Origin of the sequence: Leifsonia aquatica H1aii, from assembly GCF_000633535.1 — a bacterium.
GTDB classification, from domain to species: domain Bacteria; phylum Actinomycetota; class Actinomycetes; order Actinomycetales; family Microbacteriaceae; genus Leifsonia; species Leifsonia aquatica_A.
In genome coordinates, this window is sequence record NZ_AYMR01000004.1 from 82,745 (window position 1) to 104,635 (window position 21,891).

Below are 21,891 nucleotides of genomic sequence, written 5' to 3' on the forward strand. Positions count from 1 at the left end.
GGGCGACCGGGGGGCCCGGACATCAGTATGACGGCGCCGGCTCATTGCATGCCCGAAGCGCTGTAGGAGGAGCTGTACGTGTCCCCGGCGTTCCGGGTCACGGAGATGACGAGTGCGGGATCCGGATCGCTCCCCGGTGCGACGCAGACGGCGGTCGAGCCGGCCGCGGGCATGTCCGCGGCATCCCCGCCGCAGCTGTACCGCACAGCCGAGTAGCCGTCGCCGGTCGGCCAGGCCGTCCAGCTGAACGTGCGCGTCGCGGCGTCGTACCGCTGGCCGCCGATCGCGGTGCTGACGGCGACGCCGAGCGGGAAGCCGCCCCCGGTCTGCGTCGTGCACAGCTGCGAGTTGTCGGAGTAGGTCTCGCAGATCCGCGTGATCCTGATCGCGAGTCTCATGCCGTAGTGGGGCCCGTTCGCCGCAGCCACGGTCCCGACCGTGCCGGAGAGCACCCCGCTGTCGATCGCCGTCCCGTCCTCGGTCGTCAGGGTGTAGGCGACCGAGGTGGTCGCGCCGCTGCCCTGCGCGTAGGAGACCCCGGTGAGGGAGAAGTCGAACAGGCCGGGAGCACTGGAGACCAGCAGCGGGCTGGCAGAGACGCCGGTCACCTGGCCCGGAGCACGGCGCTGGGTGGCGGACACCACGGCGCTCGCGGTGCAGCCCTGGCCGTTGTACGCGTAGACGACGAAGTTGTACGTCTGGTTGGGCTGCAGCCCGCTGAAGTCGACGCTGCTCCCCTGCGTCTTCTTGAACGAGCCGGAGGTCGGGTCGATGTGCGGCACCGGCTGGCCGCTCTCGACGCCGGTGACCGAGCAGCTGGGCTGCGCGGACCCCTGGAACACCCCCGCGTAGTAGGCGGTGATCGCCTTGCCGTTGTCGGCGAAGACGTTCGGCCAGCTCAGGGTGGCCGTGCTGCCGTCCGCGGTGTTGGGCGATGCCGCCGGGGTGCCCGTGACCACGGGCGCACCGGCCGGAACGCCGCTCGACTGCGTCTGGTTCCAGGTGGTGCGGCCCTGGTAGAACGCATTCCGCGCGGCGACGGTGATCCCGACGGAGACCCCGTTGGCGAGGGTCCCGTCGGTCACGTTGAGCGAGTACGCGGTGCCGACGGCATCGGAACCCGAGACCTGGAGCGAGCTGGTCACACCCCCGACGGTCACGAGATACGAGGTGATCGGGCTGGCACCGGCCGCGTCGGCCGGCTTCGTCCAGACCACCCGCAGGCCCTTGTCGAGCGGCGTCGAACCGACGGAGGCGGGCGCGTTCGGGACGACGTCCGACCAGGTCGGCTCCGCGTACGCCGTCGGATCCGAGAGCCCGAGTGCGTTGCGCGCGCGCACGCTCAGCCGCACCGCGTTGTCCGGGCCGTTCCCGGGGGTCTCGATGGCGCACGTCGTCGTCGTGCAGGTGGTGGTCGACAGCGGCGCGCCGGTCGCGGCGGAGGTCATCGCGACCTCGAACCCGGTGATCGGCGCATTGTTGAAGGCGCCCGGGATCCAGCTGAGCGTCAGGCTGCGGTCCCCGATGGCGGAGATCTGGACATTCGACACCGCCGCCGGCCGGTCCTGCACCGAGATGGTGATCGTTCCCCAGGTGTAGCGGTCCGGATCCCCCGTGGCGTCGGCGACCTCGTACTGCAGGGTCGTGTCCGTCGGCGCCGCCGTGGCGGAGACCGTGACCGCGAGGGTCGAGTTGTCCGCGCTCGGGACGATGCTCACGCCGTCCGGCAGCGATCCGCCCAGTCCACGGACGGCGAGCACGCGCAGCGGCTTCCCGGGGAACGGGTTCGTCGCGGCGTCGTTGGCCAGCACGTCCACCCGCGTGGTCTGCCCGCGCGGCGCGACCACCCGGTCCGGCTGCGGGCTCGCGAGCGGTCGGGTCGAGGGCACGACGTTGATGTCGATGCGCCCGGCCTGGCCCGGATTGACGGCGTCCTTGACGCCGATCGAGATCGAGGGGGTCGCTCCCTTCGGCGTCCCGGCGGCGACCGAGATCGTCAGCTTCTGCCCGCTGAGGGAGGTCGAGACCCCCGCCGGCTGCGGGTTCTGCACCGAGAACGTGAGCTCGCCCTGGTCCTTCGCGTAGGGGTAGCTCGTGAGCTTGGTGAGGTCGATCGTCTTGCTCTGCCCGGGCTCGAAGTCGATCAGGGCCCCGGTGAACACCGGCGGCTGGTTCTCTCGCGGTGTCACCTCGATCGGCAGGACGATCGTCGCCACGTTGCCCTGCGGGTCCGTCGCGCTCGACCCGTCCGTGACCTGGAACGAGATCGACGCGGGGCCGAAGTAGCGCGACGAGGAGGTGTACTGGAGGGCGTCCCCGCTGAGCACGAGGTCGTCGCCGTTGGCGTGCGTGGCGCGCACCGTGGCCGCGTCGGTCAGGCGCACCTTCCGCCCTCCGACCGCGACGATGTAGTCGTTGAGGCGGATGGTGAGTGACTTCTCGCTCACCACCGTGAGCTTCGGCGCCCCGCGCTTGACCTGCGGGAGGGCGTCGTCGTACCCGGGCACGTGCACGAACCCGTAGGCGACGACGGAGGGGTCCTCGGGGTTGGCGACCGCGAACGGCACGATCTGGCTCTTCGCACCGATGGTCACCCGCACCCACTTGGCCGAGGTGACCTGCGCGCTGTCGCCGTAGCCGGGCACCACGGACAGCTTCAGCGTCGAGACGGCGCCGTCGGCGAAGAAGACGTTCGCGAGCACGTTCACGTCGACGTGGTCCTTGCCCAGGATGTCGGACAGGCCGAGGGTCGTATCGTCGACGATCGGGCGCGCGGGCGGGGCGTTCGGGTCGACCGTGACCCGGAGGAACGCCTGACTGGTGCCGCCCCGCTCGTTCTGGATCGTGTACAGGAAGCCGTAGACGCCCTGCTTCTGCGGAGCAGCGACGACCACGATGTCTCCGCTGACCTTCGCCTTCGCTGCGCCGTCGAGCGAGGTGACCGCCGTCACCGACAGCGGGCTGCCGTCGGGATCGCTGTCGTTGGCGAGCACCTGCACGCTGAGGGTCTTGCCGGGACGGGTGGTGACGTCGTCCTCCACCGCCACCGGGTTGCGCGCGCCTTCGACCCGAGCCGCGATGCCCACCCGGACGGTGCCCGTCGCCCGCGCGCCGAGCGCGTCGACGACGGCGTACGTGAACGAGTCGGTGCCGGCGGCGTAGTCGCCGGCCTGGAAGTCCATCCAGTCGGGGCCGGAGGCGATCACCGCCCCCTTCTGCGGGTTGGTCTCCTGCCCGACGAACTGCACCGAGTCACCGTCCGGGTCGATGCCGGAGAGCGGGATGGTGATCCGCACCACGTCGCCGGCGAGCACGCGCGCCGTCACCGTCTTGGGCACCGGCGGATTGTTGGTGGCGGCGTCGCGCTCCCGCACCGCGATCGTCACCTGAGCCGTCGCCCACTGGCCGTCCTCGCCGAACACTTTGTAGGCGGCCGTGTAGTTGCCCGGCTTCGTCGGCGCCAGGTAGCGCAGGTGATCCCCGCTGGCGAAGAGCAGACCCGCGCCGGCGGGCAGCGGCGAGGCCAGCGTCGGGTCGAGGGTGAGCTTGTCGCCGTCGGGTTGCACGTCGTTGGCCAGCACCGGGATGTCCACCACGTCGCCCACGCGCACCGCGACCGAGTCCGGGGCCGCGATCGGCGGCTGGTGGACCGTTAGCGGGGGCAGCTGCACCACGGTGACGGTCCCCGTGGTGTCGGCGAGACCGTTGCTGAGCCGGTAGTGGAAGTCGACCGGGGCGGCCAGCGGACGGCTCAGGGTGACCCGCAGCGTGCGCTGCTGCAGCACCTGCACGTGCACCCCGGTGCTCGCGTCGGGCTCGGTGGACCCGGTCACCAGGAGCACGCCGCCGGAAGGGTCGATGTCGGTCGAGAGCACGTCCACGTCCTGGGTCGACTGCTCCCGGATGAACGCGGTGTGCGGCACGGCGATGGGAGCGGTCTTCGCTCCGGGCGGTGCCTTCACCTCGACGCGGACCAGCCCGGTCGTGGTGACGACCCCATCCGTCACCGAGTACTCGATGTTGTGCGTGCCCGGTTGATCGGAGTCGAATCGGAACGTCCCACCCTGGTAGTCGGGCGTGATCGTCGCGTCCGCCTTGGTCGGCACCGTCGCCAGGCGCACGGTCCCGTTCCCGCCGCGCACGTGGTCGAGCGGCCGGATCGTCACCTCCTGTCCCTCGTACGCGAGCACGGCGAAGGGATCGGCGATGATCGGCACCTGCCCGGGCGGGCGCACGGTGACGGCGAGCAGCCCGGTGCCCTCGGCGCGGCCGTCGGAGAGCACCAGGGCGACGTCCTTGAGGTCTCCCCCCTCCCCGTGGTCCGAGAAGGCGACCTGGCCCTGGGGCGTGTACGTGACGGTGTCCGGGGCGGGGACGCTCGCACCCGCCAGGTAGAACGAGTCGCCATCCGGGTCGTAGCAGTCGCCCAGGACGGAGGCCGTCACCCGGCCTCCGGTCTGCACGACGGCCTTGGCGTTGCGGACGCACACCGGGGGCGAGTTCTCCTCCGGTGTGCGCACCGTCACCACCACGTGCGCCGTCGCCGTCCCGCCGCGTCCGTCCGAGATCGTGTAGTCGAAGCCGATCGTGCCGGTGGCGGTGTCCGGGAGCGAGATCTGCAGCTGCTGGTCCGCGTTGGTCAACTGGATCACGCCCTGGTCCGGCGGGATCGCCGTGAACGAGTCGATGGTCAGCACGTCGCCGTTGGGGTCGTAGTCGTTCAGCAGCACCGGCAGTGGGGTCACGCGACCCGGGCGCGCGCCGAACTGGTCGTCGACGGCGACCGGAGGCTGCTCCTGCTTCTCGAACTGCGGGGCCGTGTCCTGCTTCGACTGGTCGACGAGCTCCTGGGTGGTCTTCTTGGCGACCAGCTCGTCCCAGTTGTCGATGCGGGTGTTCCCGCTCTGCACCGCCCAGGAGACTCCCGAGCGGATGTCGTTGAGCAGGACCCGGTCGCCGTTCGCCCGGAAGGCGAGCGTCGCGGCCGCCGGGACGTCGCCGAGGGTGGAGGCCTCGCCCGCACCGCCGGAACCGCACGACCGCCAGGACCGGCCGCCGTTCCAGCCCGCGTAGGTGCAGTCTCCGACGGTCACCGGGGCGGCCGCCGCTCCGCTCGCCGACGCATACGGGGTGCTGCTCGCGCCGCCGTCCAGCGGCACGCGGACCACACCGCTCGTGGTGCCGATCCAGACGGCGTCGCCCGTGGACGACGGCTGCTGCAGCACCGGGTCCGAGCTCGCGTCGAGACGCGAGGACAGGCTCACGGACCGGCCGTCCAGCCAGAGCCGTCGCTCGTCCGGGTCGAGCAGCGCCCAGTGCCCGGCGACGGAGGTCACCGAGACGTTCGCACCGTCGCCGCTCGTCGCGACCTTCGTCGTGGTGGTGGACGGTTCGTTCCCGCTCAGCTCGATCCGCACGACGGAGCGGGTCGAAGGCTGGTAGGTGACGAGCGCGCCGGACGGATCCATCGCCGCGACGGTGCGCCCGCCGAGGTCGACCGTGGCCGCGGACCCGGAGTTGAACTGGTCGAGCTGTCCCACCGTGGTGAGCCAGAGCTGTCCGGTCGTCTGCGAGAGGAGCGCGACCCGGTCACCGGCGAGGAAGACCTCCGGCGACCGCGGCGGCAGCGCGACCGACTTGCCCGCCTCCGCCGTCGCCGGGTCGACGACGGCCACCGTGTTGGCCTCGCGGTCGATCAGCAGCACGTTCTCGCCGTCCTGCACCACATCCAGCGCCTCGCCGGTCCCCGCGACCACGGAGTTGAGCTTGTCGATCTCGGTGTTGGCGCGCCCGACCGCCTTCTTCGTGTCGCTGGCGACCCACACCGACGCGTCGTCGAGCTGCAGGTGCTGGGCGCTGTAGCCTCCCGACACCACCGCGAGAGTCGTCACCAGGGCGGCCACCACCGTGCCGCTCAGCGCCGTGGCGGCGATCGATTTGTGGGCCGCGACCCACGTCCAGGCGGCGCCGAGCCGGCTCACGACCCGCCGCCCCGCTCGACGCACTTCTGCCCGCTGGGGGACCCGGTCCTGCCGTCGCGGTTCACCGTGACGGTCACGCACACCGTCTGCCCGGCGCGGGCATCCACCCGGAACTCCGTGGAGCGCTGGCTCGACGGCGGCTGGTCGTCGACCGCGACCTGGTACACGTCCCCGGATTGCAGTCCGGGGTCGCTCCAGCCGAAGACGATCGTGCTGCCGTCGACCCGGCCGCTGAGATCGCGCACCGCCGGGATGTCGTCGGAGGCGCCGGCGCGCACCAGCACGATGGACGCCATCACTCCGAGCACGACGACGAGCACCGAGCACGCGACGAGCGACAGGACCAGGGCGCGCGAGGTGCGACGCGGCGTCACCGGACCCGTGCCCGGAGCGCTCCCGGCGCTCTCCCGTCCACCGGTGCGGATGGGCGTGCGTGTCGACGCCGTCGCGGCGGGGGCCCGCCGACGACGCCGCGTGGTCCCCGACGGGTCGACGGCCACGACTCCCTTGACGCGCGTCCGGTCCTCCGGGTTCCCCGCGATCGCGAGGGCCCAGTCGTCCGTCGCGACCTCGATCGGTGTCTGCGGCAGCCCGAGCTCCTGCTCGACCGCCTGGAGCTCGCGGATGAACTCGAGCACGCTCCGCTGCCGCTGGGAGGGGCGTCGCGCCATCGAGCGCAGCAGCAACTGCTCCAGCCGGGGCGGGACATCCGGACGATCCAGCGGCTGCGGCCGCCCCTTGGTGATGCGGTGGATGAGCTCCGCCGAGGTGTTCTCCTTGCCGGGAGCCTCGAACGGCGAACGCCCGGCGACGAGCGAGTAGACCGTCGAGCCGAGCGACCAGACCTCGCTCGCGATCGTCCCGCTGGTCTCGTCGAGGAGGACCTCGGGTGCGGACCACGGGATGGAGAGGCCGATCGCCTCGGTGACGTCCGCCTCGCTCAGGGTCGCGGCGATGCCGAAGTCGCTCAGCACGGGGTGGCCGTAGGCCGTGGTCAGGATGTTGGAGGGCTTGATGTCGCGGTGCAGCACGCCGGCGCGATGCGCGGTCTCCACCGCGCTCGCGATGCGCACCCCGACGCTCAGCGCCTCCGCGACCGGGAGGGGTTCGCTCCGGTAGCGTTGCCCGATCGCCGACGAGCACAGCTCCATCACCAGGTAGGGGCGCCCGTCACCCGAGACGCCGGCCTGGTAGACGGTGAGGATCGACGGGTGGGTGCTGAGTTGGGCCATGAGGTTCGCCTCGGCCTGGAACATCTGCTTCACCTGGCTGGTGACGACCTCGGCGAGCATCACCTTCACCGCGACCTGACGGCGCGGGAGGTTCTGCTCGTACAGGAACACGTCGGCGAAGCCGCCGGACCCGAGCACCCGGACGTACGAGAAGCCGGGGAGGTTCGGCGGCTGGGACGGCAAGCGCCGGGCCAAGTGGCTCCTCCGTTCAGCGTCGAGGACGTCCGCGGGTGCGAGCGTTTCCCAATTGTAGGCAGCGCGATGGGACGCACGACGGCCAGGACCGGTGCCGGTGCTCCCGCCGCACCCCCACTCCGGGGGTCAGGTGGACGCCGGGCGACGAGGTCGGCGCGAAGCCCTGGGTGGGACGCGGCGTCCCTCAGTGCCGACGGGCGGAGCGCCGCGACGTGCCCTCGCGATGCGCGCCGCTCTCGGGCGTCGCCAGCACGTCGACGACGACGACCGTCACGTTGTCGCGGCCGCCGTTGCCGAGAGCCGCGTCCATCAGCTGCTGGGCGGCGTCGAGCGGCGAGGACCCCTCGCCGAGGAAGTACCGGATCCCGTGCTCGGTCAGCTCCTTGGTGAGCCCGTCGGAGCAGACCAGCAGCCGCGAACCCGCGACGATCGGGAACAGGAAGAAATCCGGGACCGGGTCCTCGTTGAAGCCGACCGCGCGGGTGATCACGTTGCTGTGCGGGTGAACCTCCGCCTCGGCTGGTGTGATCGCGCCGGCGTCGAGCAGCTCCTGCACGATCGAGTGGTCGACGGTGAGCTGCTCCAGCGTTCCGTCGCGGTAGCTGTAGACGCGGGAGTCGCCGATGTTGAAGACCAGCCAGTACGGCGCGCCGTCCACCAGGGTGAGCGCGACGCCCGTGACCGTGGTGCCGGTGCCGAGGTCCGTGTGCCCGACGCCGCGTCCCATGTCGTCCACGGCCGAGCGCAGAGCGCCGGTGAGGGCCTCCTCCCCGACGAACGTGGTCGAGACCTGTTCGGCGAGCCGGGTGACCACCGCGGTCGACGCGAAGTCGCCGGCGGTGTGCCCGCCCATGCCGTCCGCGACCGCGAAGATCGGGGAGCGGGCGAGGAGGCTGTCCTCGTTGACGCTGCGCCGGTAGCCTTTGTCGCTCAGCGCCGCCCAGGCGAGGCTGATGCGCGCGTCCGGCGTCCCGGGGACGTCCACGGTATGGCGCCTGTTGCTGCGACCGATCTGGGTCACTCGCGTCCTTCTTCGTCTCGGTGCCGGTCCGTCCCCCCGGATCCGCCCGGCGCAGCGGTGATCTCGATGATATTACCGTCGCCGATCTCGACGGTCGTCCCCGCCAGCGCGACGGTGGACGCCCCGGGACGCAACCGGAAGCCGGTGCCGTCCGCGCCGACGACGCGCGTGCCGTTGGTCGAGCGGAGGTCGGTCACCACCACGGCGTCCCCCGACTGCTCGATGCGCACATGGGTGCCCGAGACCTCCTGAGTCGGCGAGATCACGGCCACCAACCGCGGGGCGACGCCCGACTCCACGCGCGACGGCGACGGATGCCGCCCGAACACGATCGGCGTGTCGAGCGTCAGGATGTCCCCCGCTCCGAGCCGGACGCCGAACGTCGCGGGAGGCGGCGGGAGGACCAACGGCTCGGTGGGCGGCTGCGCCGCCTCGGCCGTGGCGAACGTCAGCGCGCCCGGCGTGTCGGGCGCGGGACGCGGGGCCTCGATGTCGACGGCGCCGGGGAGCTCGTGCGCCACGGGATGCTCGGCGGCCGGAGCCAGCTCGGCGTCCGGGACGGTCGGGGCGGCGGGCGTGGCCGGCGGCACGTGACCGAAGAGCCCGGCGCCGCGTTGCGGGATGATCGTCTCCCCCGCTGCCGCGTCGAGGTCCCCGATCGGCGTCGACGGCATCGCGGTCGGGGAAGCGCTCGGCGCAGCTGCTGCCGCGCTCGGGGTGGCGCCCTCCGCACTCCGCTCGACACGCTCGATCGGCGAGAGGGACCAGGTCAGCAGCTCGCCGTCGACGACGCCGAGGCCGAGCGGGAGCGAGCCGATGGACAGCCGCGCGACGGGCCCGGTCGGCGCGTCATCGCCGCCGAGCACGAGACCGGTCACGCTGCGGAACTCGGCGAGCACCCAGGGCTGGACCCCCGCGGAGGCGAACCGCCGCGAACCGCCGACGGAGAAGACATCGATCGCCGCCGAGCCGCGGACCACCGCGGTCACGACCACGTCTCCGGTCGCGCCAGGACGCCCGATCTCGGCGACGGCGAAAGAGCGCACGCTGTCCGGCCCCGCCAGGGGGAAGGCGCCGACGACGGATTCGATCGTGGCCAGCTCCGAGCCCGCGAGCCACCAGACCGTGTCGATGATCGCGTCCGCGACCGTGCTCTCGACCGCGGCGACGAAGCGACGTCCTGCGATGAGCAGCCACCGGGACGGGCCGGCCGTGGGCGCGTAGCGGACGTAGCCGTTCGCGGCGTCGGTCGCACGCGCGTCCGCCGACGTCGGATCGGAACTCACGCGTCGCCCCCTTCTCGTCGTCGCGGCGGCGCTCTGCCGCGGCGACCTATCCGAGTGTAGTCGTCGGGACGAGCCGGAACGGGGTCCCCGGGCACGCGAGCGCCCGGCCGTGGCCGCGATCGGGCGCGAAGACCGCTCCCGGCAGCACCGCGGGGTCGGTCGACACCAGCACCCGGCCGTCGGCGTTGACCAGGACGAGCGGGACACGTGTCGCGAGCAGCGCCGGCAGCAGCTCGCGCTCCAGCCGCTTGACGAAGACATCCACGCCGACGACGCCGATCATCCTCCCCCGCCGCTCGACGGGAGCGGTCACGGTGACGATGTAGTCGCAGGTGCAGAGATGGTCGACGTACGGCCCGGTGACGTGCGTCCGATGGGTCGACTGGGGGACGCGGTACCACTCCAGGGAGCGGAAGTCGCTCAGGTAGTCGGTGTACGAGCGCGTCCCGAGGTCGAGCTTCGTCGGCGCGGTCGTCGCCCCGTACACCGGGTTCTCCTCCAGCGGCCCCAGCCACCAGGAGAAGTGCACGGCGTCACCGCCAGTCAACTCGGGCGCGGCGATGAACCCGGCGCCGATCGTCAGCGCGTCCGGCTCCTCCCACTCGGGGAGCACCAGTGCGCCGACCAGCGCATCGAGCGCGGCCGTCGTCGGCCGCTCGGGCGTGTCGGCCAGCACCGCATCCCGCCAGCGGCCCAGTGTCTGCTGGAGACGGCCGAACAGGGCGCCCACCTGCTCCGCCGCGCGTGCCGGGGTCGGGACCGCCTCAGCCATCGAGCGTGCCTCCCTGCTCGAGCCGCGCCTTCGCCGCGAGCACCCACTCGGTCACCGACGCGATCAGGACGGAGACCGCCTCCCGAGCGCCCGACCGGTCGCCGGCGGCCACCGCCCCCGCCGCGTGATGCATCGCCCGGCCCACGCGATCGCGCAGCGCCGCGTCGCCGAGGCCGATCCAGAGGACGGGTCCGTACTCCGCCTGGAGACGGATCTGCTCGCGGACCAGCCGTGCGGATTGGCTGAGGACGGCGAGCTCCAGCAGGAATCCGCCGGCGTTGCGGCGCGCGTCCGCCGCCGAGGCGAACGAGGCGGCGTCCAGCCAACCGGCCAGCCGGGCGCCGTCGGCGGGTGTGGCCCGCTCCGCGGCGCGATCGGCGCACCCCGCCGCGATCGCGGTCACGTAGACGGCGAGATCGGCGACCTCCACCTGGGACAGCCCGCGCAGGCGTGCCGCCAGGAGTGTGCTTTCGCCACCGTGGCCGTCCGCGGGAGCGACGACGAAGCTGCCGCCGTCGCGGCCCCGCCGGGTGTCGACCAGGCCCGCCTCGCGGAGCATCCCGAGTCCCTCGCGGGCCGTCACCAGCGCGACTCCGAATCGCCGCGCCAACTCCGCCTCGCTGGGCAGCCGCTCGCCGGGCACCAGGACCCCCAGCACGATCGCGTCCGCGATCCGGCGCGACACCTGCTCCGCGCGACCGACGTCGGCGAGTTGCGCGAAGACGGCGTCGCGGGCGCCCGGGGACACCCGGGCGGGTCCGGGCCGCCGGGCCGGTTCGGTCGCGCTGCTCACCCGCCCACGATATCCCGCGCGAATCATTCGGTATAGGATGAATCACGATCGAGGCGCGCGGAGGCGCCCGGAGCGGAACGGAGCGCAGCATGGCCGACGGAGTGCTCGCCGGGCTGCGCGTCGCGGACTTCTCCCGCGTGCTTGCCGGACCCTACGCCACGATGATGCTCGCCGATTTCGGCGCCGACGTCGTCAAGATCGAGTCTCCCGCCGGCGACGACACCCGCGCCTGGCTCCCGCCGGTGGACGCGGCGGGCGAGTCCACGTATTTCGCCTCCGTGAACCGCAACAAGCGCTCGGTCGTGTGCGACCTCCGCACGCCGACGGGGCTCGCCGACGCCCGGCGGCTCGCCGCCACCGCCGACGTGGTGGTGGAGAACTTCCGCCCCGGAGTGATGGAGTCGTTCGGCCTGGACGAGGCGACCCTGCGCGCCACGAACCCGGGCGTCGTCTTCTGCTCCATCACCGGGTTCGGCCGCGATGCCGGCGCGGCGCTGCCCGGGTACGACCTGCTCGTGCAGGCCGTCGGCGGCCTGATGTCGATCACCGGCGCCCCCGACGGCGAGCCGAGCAAGGTCGGCGTCGCCCTGGTCGACATCCTGACCGGCCAGAACGCTCTGGCAGGGATCCTGCTGGCGCTGCGCGCGCGCGACGACTCGGGTCGCGGGTCCCGGGTCGACGTCGACCTGCTCGGCTCCCTGCTCGCCGCCCTCACGAACCAGGCGTCGAGCACGCTCGCAACCGGGATTCCGCCGACGCGGCTCGGCAACGCCCACCCGAGCATCGCCCCCTACGAGCTCTTCCGCGCGGCGGACCGCGACCTCGTCGTCGCCGTCGGCAACGACCGCCAGTTCGCGGCCTTCGCCGACGTCCTCGGCCGGCCGGAGCTGGCGGACGACGCGCGCTTCCGCACCAACGAGGCCCGGGTCCGCCATCGCGCCGACCTGCGTGCCGTGCTGGAACCCGCTCTCACGAGCCGCCGCGCCGCGGAGTGGGTCGCGGCGTTCGGCCGCGCGCGCGTCCCGGCCGGGCCGGTGAACTCCGTCCCCGAGGCGTTCGCCTTCGCCGACGGGCTCGGACTGTCACCGGTCGTGGAGACCCACGACCCGGCGACCGGACGCACCAGCCGGCAGCCCGCCACCCCGATCCGCCTCGACGGCGCTCCCGCGGTGCATCGCACACCGCCTCCGCTCCTCGGTGCGGACCGGCCGCTCTGGCGGGACGAGGCGCCGACGGACGACGCCACCGACGCCACCGACCCCACCGCCGCCACCGAGACCACGACGCCATCCGCCACCGACGACAAGGACACACCGTGACCGCATCCGCCCTCGACGAGGCCTTCAGCATCGACCACCTGCTCAGCGACGAGGAACGCGGGTGGGCGGCGAAGGCCAGGGCCTTCGCCTCCGATCGCATCCGCCCGGTCATCGAGCAGGACTTCGAGGACAAGCACTTCCGCCGCGAGCTCGTCGCCGAGCTCGGCGCGCAGGGCTTCCTCGGGATGCACCTGACGGACGAGGGCTGCGCCGGGGCCGGCGCGGTCAGCTACGGCCTGGTCTGCCACGAACTCGAGGCCGCCGACAGCGGCTGGCGGACGTTCGTCTCGGTGCAGGGCTCGCTCGCCATGAGCGCGATCTCGAAGTTCGGCTCCGACGAGCAGAAGGCCGAGTGGCTTCCGCCGATGGCCCGCGGCGAGCGGATCGGCTGCTTCGCCCTCACCGAGCCGGACGGCGGCAGCGACCCCGCCGCGATGACCACCCGCGCGCGCCGCGACGGCGACGACTGGCTGATCACCGGCGTCAAACGCTGGATCGGCCTCGCGGCGCTCGCCGACATCGCAGTGGTCTGGGCGGCGACCGAGGACGGCGTGCGGGGCTTCCTCGTGCCGACCACGACCCCCGGGTTCTCGGCGACGGCGATCGACGGAAAGCTCTCGATGCGCGCGTCCGTGCAGTGCGACGTGGTCCTCGACGAGGTCCGCGTGCCCGCCTCCGCCCAGCTGCCGGGCGCCCGCGGGCTGTCCGGGCCCTTCTCCTGCCTCAACGAGGCCCGCTACGGGATCGTCTGGGGCGCGATGGGGGCCGCCCGCGACTGCCTCGAGGTGTCGATCGCGCGGGCGACCACGCGGCAGGTCTTCGGCCGGCCGATCGGAGCGACCCAGCTCATCCAGGAGAAGCTGGCGAACATGCTCGTCGAGTACGAGAAGGGCGTGCTGCTCGCGCTGCACCTGGGACGGCTCAAGGAGGCCGGACGGCTCACCCCGACGCAGATCAGCGTCGGCAAGCTCAACAGTGTGCGGGAGGCGCTGGCGATCGCACGGGAGGCACGCACCGTCCTGGGCGGCGACGGCATCACCAACGCGTTCCCGGTGATGCGCCACATGGCGAACCTGGAGTCGGTCCGCACCTACGAGGGCACGGACGAGATCCACACGCTCGTGCTCGGTCGCGCGCTCACCGGTCTGGCGGCCTTCGCATGACCGCCGCGGTCGATGCGGCCGCCACGGCCGCCACCGTCGCCGCCCGGTCCGTCACCACACGTGCGGAACGCGCCGGATGGCTGGAGGCACTCGCGCTCGAGCTCGAGGCCGACCGTGCGGAGCTCGTCCGCATCGCCGCGGCCGAGACCGGCCTCTCCGACGCCCGGCTCGACGGCGAAGTCACCCGGACGGCCGCTCAGCTGCGGTTCTTCGCCGACGTCGTGCGGGAGGGCGCGTATCTGGAGGCGACGCTCGACTCCCCCGACCCAGCACTCATCCCTCCCCGCCCCGATCTGCGCCGGATGCTGCGCCCGCTCGGGCCGGTCGCGGTGTACACGGCCTCCAACTTCCCCTTCGCGTTCTCGGTGCTCGGCAACGACACGGCCTCGGCGCTGGCGGCCGGCTGCCCGGTCGTCGTGAAGGCGCACCCCGGGCACCCGGAGCTCTCCCGCCGCACCGCCGCGATCGCGCAGAGCGTGCTCCCGGCCGGGATGTTCACCCTGGTCGAGGGGATGGAGGAGGGCGTCGCGCTCGTGCAGCATCCGGCGATCACGGCGGCGGGCTTCACCGGCTCGGAGCACGGCGGGCGGGCGCTCTTCGACCTCGCGTCCGCGCGCCCGGCGCCGATCCCCTTCTACGGCGAGCTGGGGAGCATCAACCCGGTCGTCGTGACGGCGGACGCCGCCAGGGTGCGCGGCCCGGAGATCGGCGCGGGCCTGGTCGCCTCCTTCACGCGCGACGCCGGCCAGTACTGCACCAAGCCCGGCCTCGTGCTGGTCCCGGCCGGCGGCTCCGTCGAGGACGCCGCGCGGGAGGCCCTCGCGGGCGCTCCGGCCTCCCGCCAGCTGACCACGGGCATGAGCGACGCCTTCTCCGCCGGAGTGGAGGCATTCACCGCCCTCCCGGGGGTCGAGGTCGTCCGCGGCCCGGCGACGACGGACGGCGCCTCCGCGCCCGCGCTCGTCCTGACGGACGCGGCCGTCTTCCTCGCGCATCCCGAGACCTTCCTCGCCGAGTGCTTCGGCCCGGTCAGCGTGCTCGTCCGCTACCACGACGCCCAGCTGGACACGCTGGTCGCCTCGCTCGGCCCGTCCCTGACCGCGACCATCCACCGCGCACCCGGCGAGGACGCCGGCGCGCTCGCGACGGCGCTCGGCCGCATCGCGGGCCGTCTGCTCTTCGACGGCTGGCCCACAGGTGTGGCGATCGGCTGGGCGCAGCACCACGGCGGATCCTGGCCGGCGACGACGGCCTCCGTCCACACCTCGGTGGGGGCGACGGCGATCCGACGATGGCTCAGCCCGATCTCCTACCAGGACGCGCCGCAGGACGTGCTGCCCCCGGAGCTCCGCGACGGCAACCCGCTGGGAATCCCGCGCCGCGAGTCCTGATCGGCGTCCGCGCACGACGAGGGGTCGCGCTCTGTCGCTCCGCCGGGGCGGGAACGACAGAGCGCGACCCCTGTGCGCGTCAGGCGCGCGGCGCGCCCGCCCCCGAGCGATGCACCCGCAGCAGCTGTGCCACGCGGATCGCGTCCCCCTCGGGAGCGTCCGACGTGCGGTCCGGCCGCGCGATCAGCAGGTACAGCCCGCCGGCGACCACGACGATCCCGAGGCCGATCAGCACGATCCAGTCGTTGAAGGCATTGCCCGTGGACGTCGGCCAGGCGAGCAGGATCATCGCGCCGATGCCGTAGAGCAGCGCGATCGCATTGATCACGATGCCCGCGCCGCCCAGCGTGAACGGGCCGGCCGGCCGCCACCCGCGCAGTCGCTGGCGCAGCGACGCCAGCACGACGGACTGGAACGCCAGGTAGATCCCCAGCACGGCGAACGCCGTCACCTGGGTGATCAGCCCGTCCGGCCCGACGTAGACGATCAGCGTGATGATGACCGGGATCGAGCAGGCGACGATCAGCGCGTTGACCGGCACCTTGCTGCGCGGCGAGACCTTCGCCAGCCAGCGGTGCGCGGGCACCATCCCGTCGCGTGCGAACGAGAACAGGAGGCGGCTCGCGGCGGCCTGGAGGCTGAGCACGCACGAGAGGAAGGCCGTGACCGCGACGACCAGGAAGATCTTCGCCCCGACCGGGCCGAGCGACGACTGCAGGATCTCCGGGATGGGATCGACGTCGTCCCCCGCGACGATCTTCTGGAGGTCGGGGGCGGCGAGCACGTAGCCGCCGAAGGCGAACAGAGCAGAGACCCCGCCGACCAGGATCGTCATCATCATCGCGATCGGGATGCGCTTGGCCGGGTTGGCCACCTCCTCCGCCACGTCGCCGCAGGCCTCGAACCCGTAGAAGAGGAACAGGCCGGCCAGTGCCGCGCCGAGGAAGGCGACGAGGTACGAGCCGTTCCCCTGCACCCCCATCGAGTCGAAGAAGACGGAGAACTCCTGCTTGCGCTGGAAGATCAGCAGGTAGAGCCCGACCGCGATCACGCCGATGAGCTCCGCCGCCAGGCCGATCCGGGCGACCGTCGCCAGCGTCTTCGTGCCGGTGAAGTTCAGCGCGAGCGCGACGATCAGCAGCAGCACGGTCAGCCCCAGGGTGACCTCCTTGGTCGCGGGGAGGCCGAACAGGCTGGCCAGGAACCCGCTGCCGTACGACGCCACTGCGGTGATGGTCACGATCATCGCCCAGATGTAGACCCACGCCGCCATCCACGCGTACCGCCGTCCCCAGAGCCGGCGCGCCCAGGGGTAGATGCCGCCGTGGATCGGGTACTGCGAGACCACCTCACCGAACACCAGCGAGACGGTGAACTGCCCGGCGCCGACGATCACGATCCACCAGATCGACGGCGGGCCACCCGTCGCCAAGGCGGTCGCGAAGAGCGAGTAGACGCCGACCAGGGGCGAGAGATAGGTGAAGCCCAGGGCGAAGTTCGCCCACAGGGTCATCGAGCGGTTGAACGAGTCCTCGTAGCCGAGGACGGCGAGGTGCTCGCCGTCCCCCAGCTCCGACGACGTGGAGGGTTCTGCGGACATCGGATGCCTTCCGGATCAGCTCCACACGACGATGTGTGTGGAGGCAGCGTAACGGACGGCGGGGCCGAATACCTATAGGACAGGATGATTAATTCTCGTCCGGTCCTCGTCACTCCCCGATGTAGCTCATGACGTGCTTGACGCGCGTGTAGTCCTCGAAGCCGTACTGCGAGAGATCCTTGCCGTAGCCCGAGTGCTTGAAGCCGCCGTGCGGCATCTCGGCGACGATCGGGATGTGCGTGTTGATCCACACGCACCCGAAGTCGAGGCCCTTGGCGAAGCGCATCGCCCGGCCGTGATCCTTCGTCCAGACCGAGGAGGCGAGACCGTACTTCACGTCGTTCGCCCAGCGCAGCGCCTCCGCCTCGTCGGTGAACCGCTGCACGGTCTGCACGGGCCCGAAGATCTCGTTCTGCACGGCGTCGTCGTCCTGGCGGAGTCCCGACACGATGGTCGCCTCCCAGAAGTAGCCGCGGTCGCCCTGCCGCCGGCCGCCGAGCTCGACGTGCGCGTGGTCCGGCAGCCGGTCGACGAAACCGCTGACCTGGGCGAGCTGGTTGGCGTTGTTCAGCGGGCCGTAGAGCACGCCGTCCTCGCGCGGGCCGCCGGTCACCGCGTTGGCCCGTGCGTACTCCGCCAGGGCGGCGACGAACTCGTCATGGATGCCGGCCTGCACCAGGAGGCGGGTCGCCGCGGTGCAGTCCTGGCCGGCGTTGAAGTACCCGGCGGCAACGATCCCCGCGACGGCCTTCGGGATGTCGGCGTCGTCGAACACGATGACCGGCGCCTTGCCGCCGAGCTCCAGGTGCACGCGCTTGAGGTCGAACGAGGCGGCGCGGGCGACCTCCATGCCGGCCCGCACCGATCCGGTGATCGAGATCAGCTGCGGGATGGGGTCGTCCGTCATCGCGACACCGGTCGTCCGGTCGCCCAGCACCACGTTCAGCACACCCGCCGGGACGAACTCGGCCGCCACCTCCGCCAGCAGCAGCGTCGAGAGCGGCGTGGTGTCCGACGGCTTGAGCACCGTGGTGTTGCCCGCCGCCAGCGCCGGCGCGAACTTCCACACGGCCATGTTGAGCGGATAGTTCCAGGGCGTGACCTGCCCGACGACGCCGATCGGCTCGCGCCGGATGAACGACGTGTGGTCGCGCATATACTCGCCCGCCGAGCGGCCCTCGAGATTCCGCGCGGCGCCCGCGAAGAAGCGGATCTGGTCGACCGAGAGCAGGATCTCGTCGTCGACCAGTGTGGAGCGCGGCTTCCCGGTGTCCTGCGATTCGGCATCGGCGAACTCCTCGGCCCGCGCCTCCATCGCATCGGCGATGCGGAACAGCGCCAGCTGCCGCTCGGCCGGCGTGGTGCTCCCCCAGGTCTCGAAGGCGGTCTGCGCCGCGCGGTAGGCGTCGCCCACATCCTCCGCCGTGGAGACCGGCGAGGTCGCGTAGACCTCCTCGGTCGCCGGGTCGATCAGCGGCAGGGTGGCCTCCCCGCGCGCGTCGACGTGGGTGCCGTTCACGAAGTTCCTCAGCTCGGTCATGGCCGGGAGTCTACTGATTTCGTCAGAGAATGCGCCAGGAATGTGCGGAATCGCTTGCCAGAAGGTACTCCCACTGACAGAATCGCTCCATGAGTACCCCTCGGGCAACGAACGGCGCGAAGGCTCCGCAGATCGACGACGTCTCCAAGGCGATCATCGAGCAGCTCCAGGTGGACGGCCGCAAGTCGTACGCCGAGATCGGCAAGGCCGTCGGTCTGAGCGAAGCGGCGGTGCGCCAGCGCGTCCAGAAGCTGACCGAGTCGGGTGTGATGCAGATCGTGGCCGTGACCGACCCGATGCAACTCGGGTTCTACCGCCAGGCGATGATCGGCGTCCGGGTCTCCGGGGACACACGCGTGGTCGCCGACAAGCTGGCAGCGATGCCCGCCGTCGACTACGTCGTCCTCACCGCCGGGACGTACGACATCCTCGCCGAGGTGGTGTGCGAGAACGACCTCGACCTGATCACCATGCTCAACTCCGAGATCCGGACCCTCGACGGCGTGCTGTCGACCGAGACGTTCGTCTATCTCAAACTCCACAAACAGTTCTACAACTGGGGAACACGATAACCATGACAACCGTAGAAACGTTCGGCGAGCCGATCACCTCCGACGAGGCGACGCTCCAGGCCAAGGCCAAGGACCACCTCTGGATGCACTTCGCCCGCCAGTCGGTGATGGAAGACGGCCAGGGTGTGCCGATCATCACCCGCGGCGAAGGCCACCACATCTGGGACTCGAAAGGCAAGCGCTACTTCGACGGCCTCTCGGGGCTGTTCGTGGTCAACGCGGGCCACGGGCGCAAGCGCCTCGCCGAGGTCGCCGCGAAGCAGGCCGAGCAGTTGGCCTTCTTCCCGATCTGGTCGTACGCCCACCCGAACGCGATCGAGCTGGCCGACCGGCTCGCCCACTATGCGCCGGGCGACCTCAACCGCGTGTTCTTCTCCACCGGCGGCGGCGAGGCCGTCGAGACCGCGTTCAAGCTGGCCAAGTACTACTGGAAGCTGCAGGGCCGGCCGACCAAGCACAAGGTGCTCTCCCGCGCCGTCGCGTACCACGGCACCCCGCAGGGCGCGCTGGCGATCACGGGCATCCCGGCCATGAAGGAGATGTTCGAGCCGCTGACCCCGGGTGGGTTCCGTGTCCCGAACACGAACTTCTACCGTGCCGGCGAGATGGGCGCACCGACCGACAACATCGAGGACTTCGGCGTCTGGGCCGCCAACCGCATCGAGGAGATGATCCAGTTCGAGGGCCCCGAGACCGTCGCAGCGATCTTCCTGGAGCCGGTGCAGAACTCGGGCGGCTGCTTCCCGCCGCCCCCCGGTTACTTCCAGCGCGTGCGCGAGATCTGCGACAAGTACGACGTGCTGATGGTCAGCGACGAGGTCATCTGCGCGTTCGGCCGCATCGGCCACATGTTCGCGTGCGACCAGTACGGCTACGTCCCCGACATGATCACCTGCGCCAAGGGCATGACCTCCGGGTACTCCCCCATCGGTGCCACGATCATCAGCGACAAGGTCTACGAGCCCTTCAAGCGCGGCAACACGTCGTTCTACCACGGCTACACCTTCGGCGGTCACCCGGTCTCCAGCGCCGTCGCGCTGGCGAACCTGGACATCTTCGAGGAGGAGAAGCTCAACGAGCGGGTGCGTGAGAACTCGCCCCTGTTCCGCGCCGAGCTCGAGAAGCTGCTCGCCCTGCCGATCGTCGGCGACGTGCGCGGCGACGGCTACTTCTTCGGCATCGAGCTGGTGAAGGACAAGAACACCAAGGAGACCTTCGACGACGACGAGTCGGAGCGGCTGCTGCGTGGATTCCTCTCCAAGGCGCTCTTCGACGCTGGCCTGTACTGCCGAGCCGACGACCGTGGGGACCCCGTCGTGCAGCTCGCCCCGCCGCTGACCATCGGCCCGGACGAGTTCGTCGAGATCCGCCAGATCCTCGAGTCCGTCCTCACCGAGGCGAGCAACCACCTGTAAGACGCAGTACCCGACTGCATGAGGCGGGTCCGGCCTCCGCACCAGCGGAGGCCGGACCCGTTTCTCACACCAGGACACCCCCAGGGAGACGCATGGAGTACCGCAGCACCGGATTCTGGTTCGACTCCATCGCCGCCGCCGAGGACGGTTTCGCGCCGCGCCCCGGGCTGGCCGACGACACCGTCGCCGACGTCGCCATCGTCGGCGCCGGCCTCACCGGGCTCTGGACCGCCTACTACCTGCTACAGGCCGACCCGTCACTACGGGTCGTGCTGCTGGAGAAGGAGGTGGCCGGTTTCGGGGCCTCCGGCCGTAACGGGGGCTGGTGCTCCGCCCTCTTCCCCTGGTCTGCGTCCAAGCTCGAAGAGCGCTACGGCTTCGACGCCGCGGTCGCCCAGCGCCGGGCGATGGTCGGGACCGTGCACGAAGTCGGCCGTGTCGCGGAGGCGGAGGGCATCGACTGCGACTACCGCCTCGGCGGGACCGTGACCTTCGCCCGCTCCCGCCCGCAGCTGGACGCCGCGCGCGCGGAGTTCGCGGAGTCGGAGCACTTCGGCGTCGACCGGGTGGCGCTGTGGGGCACCGCGACGGTGCGCGACCGGTTCGGTGTCCCCGACGCCGCGGCCGCCACCTACACCCCCGATTGCGCCCGCATCCATCCGGGCAAGCTCGTGCGCGGTCTCGCCCGCACCGTCGAACGGGCGGGGGCGACCATCGCCGAGGGCACCGAGGTGCTCTCGTGGCGCGACGGCGTCGTCCAGGCCCGCTCCGGCGGCGTCGCGCGGACGGTCCGCGCCGGCGTGGTGGTCAACGCGACCGAGGGATACGGCTCGCAGCTGCCGCAGGTCGGCCGCCGCATCCTGCCGCTCTATTCGCTGATGATCGCCACCGAGCCGCTGTCCGACGAGACCTGGGATCGCATCGGCATCGAGCACGGCCAGACCTTCGCCGACTTCCGCAACCTGATCGTCTACGGCCAGCGCACCGCAGACAACCGGTTCGCGTTCGGCGGCCGCGGGGCGCGCTACCACCTGGGCAGCGCCATCCGTCCGGCGTACGACCGGTCGCACACGGTTCGCGATCACCTCGTCCGGACCCTGTTCGAGCTCTTCCCGGATGCCGCAGGCGCGCGCATCACCCATCACTGGGGCGGCCCCCTCGGCGTTCCGCGGGACTGGCACGCCGGAGTCGGCCTCGACTCCGCGCGCAAGGAGGCGTGGGCGGGTGGCTATGTCGGCGACGGCCTCAGCACCACCAACCTCGCGGGTCGCACACTGGCCGACCTCATCGGGGGCCGCGCCTCCGCCCTGACCTCCCTCCCCTGGGTCGGCCACCGCTCGCGCCCCTGGGAACCGGAGCCGCTCCGCTTCGCGGGCGCCAACGCCGGTCTGCTCGCGATGGAGGCCGCCGACCTCGAGGAGGCGGCCACCGGCCGCGCCTCCCTCGTCGCCCGCGCCCTCGGGCCACTCATCGGCCACTGACCTCGCTGCGATTCGGCACGAATCGCGGGAATCGACCGGCCATTCGCGCGATTCGTGCCGAATCTTCGCCTCCCGATACGCGAAAAAGCCGCCGAGGACGCAGGGTGCGTACGGGGCGGCTTTCGCGCGG

Annotated in this window: 14 protein-coding genes; 6 read left to right on the top strand and 8 right to left on the bottom strand. The window is 71.7% G+C overall.

Annotation, left to right across the window (positions count from 1 at the left end; genetic code table 11):
• Window positions 1-41: 41 nt before the first annotated feature.
• From U870_RS0102810 to U870_RS0102835, 6 genes are all read right to left on the bottom strand, one after another.
• Entirely contained in the window at window positions 42-5,981 is a 5,940-nt protein-coding gene (locus U870_RS0102810; RefSeq protein WP_025155904.1) for an Ig-like domain-containing protein, read from the bottom strand.
• Entirely contained in the window at window positions 5,978-7,408 is a 1,431-nt protein-coding gene (locus U870_RS0102815) for a serine/threonine-protein kinase (RefSeq protein ID WP_025155905.1), read from the bottom strand. Before U870_RS0102815 ends, U870_RS0102810 begins: the two co-directional genes overlap by 4 nt.
• A gap of 184 nt (window positions 7,409-7,592) precedes the next feature.
• The gene (locus U870_RS0102820; RefSeq protein ID WP_025155906.1) at window positions 7,593-8,429 is read right to left on the bottom strand and encodes a PP2C family protein-serine/threonine phosphatase; all 837 of its coding nucleotides are present in this window, start codon (window positions 8,427-8,429) and stop codon (window positions 7,593-7,595) included.
• Window positions 8,426-9,715 (bottom strand): FHA domain-containing protein, encoded by a 1,290-nt coding sequence (locus U870_RS0102825; RefSeq protein ID WP_025155907.1) that lies wholly within the window; start codon window positions 9,713-9,715, stop codon window positions 8,426-8,428. The genes U870_RS0102820 and U870_RS0102825 overlap by 4 nt, the downstream gene beginning before the upstream one ends.
• Window positions 9,716-9,761: 46 nt before the next feature.
• Entirely contained in the window at window positions 9,762-10,487 is a 726-nt protein-coding gene (locus U870_RS0102830; protein WP_025155908.1) for a cache domain-containing protein, read from the bottom strand.
• Entirely contained in the window at window positions 10,480-11,280 is an 801-nt protein-coding gene (locus U870_RS0102835) for a FadR/GntR family transcriptional regulator (protein WP_025155909.1), read from the bottom strand. Before U870_RS0102835 ends, U870_RS0102830 begins: the two co-directional genes overlap by 8 nt.
• 89 nt (window positions 11,281-11,369) lie before the next feature.
• Here U870_RS0102835 and U870_RS0102840 point away from each other — a divergent pair, with 89 nt between their 5' ends.
• From U870_RS0102840 to U870_RS0102850, 3 genes are read left to right on the top strand one after another with little or no spacing between them, the layout of a single operon-like run.
• Complete coding sequence (locus U870_RS0102840; protein WP_205288712.1) at window positions 11,370-12,599, top strand: CaiB/BaiF CoA transferase family protein; 1,230 nt, start codon at window positions 11,370-11,372, stop codon at window positions 12,597-12,599.
• The gene (locus U870_RS0102845; RefSeq protein ID WP_025155911.1) at window positions 12,596-13,762 is read left to right on the top strand and encodes an acyl-CoA dehydrogenase family protein; all 1,167 of its coding nucleotides are present in this window, start codon (window positions 12,596-12,598) and stop codon (window positions 13,760-13,762) included. The genes U870_RS0102840 and U870_RS0102845 overlap by 4 nt, the downstream gene beginning before the upstream one ends.
• Window positions 13,759-15,153, top strand: a complete 1,395-nt coding sequence (locus U870_RS0102850) for an aldehyde dehydrogenase (NADP(+)) (RefSeq protein WP_025155912.1) — start codon at window positions 13,759-13,761, stop codon at window positions 15,151-15,153. Before U870_RS0102845 ends, U870_RS0102850 begins: the two co-directional genes overlap by 4 nt.
• A gap of 79 nt (window positions 15,154-15,232) precedes the next feature.
• Here U870_RS0102850 and U870_RS0102855 read toward each other — a convergent pair whose 3' ends face one another.
• Entirely contained in the window at window positions 15,233-16,753 is a 1,521-nt protein-coding gene (locus U870_RS0102855) for an APC family permease (protein WP_025155913.1), read from the bottom strand.
• 109 nt (window positions 16,754-16,862) lie between these two features.
• Window positions 16,863-18,293, bottom strand: a complete 1,431-nt coding sequence (locus U870_RS0102860; protein ID WP_025155914.1) for a gamma-aminobutyraldehyde dehydrogenase — start codon at window positions 18,291-18,293, stop codon at window positions 16,863-16,865.
• Between the two features lie 89 nt (window positions 18,294-18,382).
• Here U870_RS0102860 and U870_RS0102865 point away from each other — a divergent pair, with 89 nt between their 5' ends.
• The 3 genes from U870_RS0102865 to U870_RS0102875 all read left to right on the top strand — a co-directional run bounded on the left by U870_RS0102865 (window position 18,383) and on the right by U870_RS0102875 (window position 21,761).
• The gene (locus U870_RS0102865) at window positions 18,383-18,865 is read left to right on the top strand and encodes an Lrp/AsnC family transcriptional regulator (protein ID WP_021763306.1); all 483 of its coding nucleotides are present in this window, start codon (window positions 18,383-18,385) and stop codon (window positions 18,863-18,865) included.
• 2 nt (window positions 18,866-18,867) lie between these two features.
• Window positions 18,868-20,280, top strand: coding sequence for an aspartate aminotransferase family protein (locus tag U870_RS0102870; RefSeq protein WP_025155915.1), 1,413 nt, complete (start codon window positions 18,868-18,870; stop codon window positions 20,278-20,280).
• A gap of 92 nt (window positions 20,281-20,372) precedes the next feature.
• Window positions 20,373-21,761, top strand: coding sequence for an NAD(P)/FAD-dependent oxidoreductase (locus tag U870_RS0102875; protein ID WP_025155916.1), 1,389 nt, complete (start codon window positions 20,373-20,375; stop codon window positions 21,759-21,761).
• Window positions 21,762-21,891 lie beyond the last annotated feature (130 nt).

Bases quoted from the DNA above. Each gene is read 5' to 3' on its own strand.
- U870_RS0102830 (WP_025155908.1), bottom strand. From the start codon at position 10,487: ATGGCTGAGGCGGTCCCGACCCCGGCACGCGCGGCGGAGCAGGTGGGC.
- U870_RS0102840 (WP_205288712.1), top strand. From the start codon at position 11,370: ATGGCCGACGGAGTGCTCGCCGGGCTGCGCGTCGCGGACTTCTCCCGC.
- U870_RS0102850 (WP_025155912.1), top strand. From the start codon at position 13,759: ATGACCGCCGCGGTCGATGCGGCCGCCACGGCCGCCACCGTCGCCGCC.
- U870_RS0102855 (WP_025155913.1), bottom strand. From the start codon at position 16,753: ATGTCCGCAGAACCCTCCACGTCGTCGGAGCTGGGGGACGGCGAGCAC.
- U870_RS0102860 (WP_025155914.1), bottom strand. From the start codon at position 18,293: ATGACCGAGCTGAGGAACTTCGTGAACGGCACCCACGTCGACGCGCGC.
- U870_RS0102865 (WP_021763306.1), top strand. From the start codon at position 18,383: ATGAGTACCCCTCGGGCAACGAACGGCGCGAAGGCTCCGCAGATCGAC.
- U870_RS0102870 (WP_025155915.1), top strand. From the start codon at position 18,868: ATGACAACCGTAGAAACGTTCGGCGAGCCGATCACCTCCGACGAGGCG.
- U870_RS0102875 (WP_025155916.1), top strand. From the start codon at position 20,373: ATGGAGTACCGCAGCACCGGATTCTGGTTCGACTCCATCGCCGCCGCC.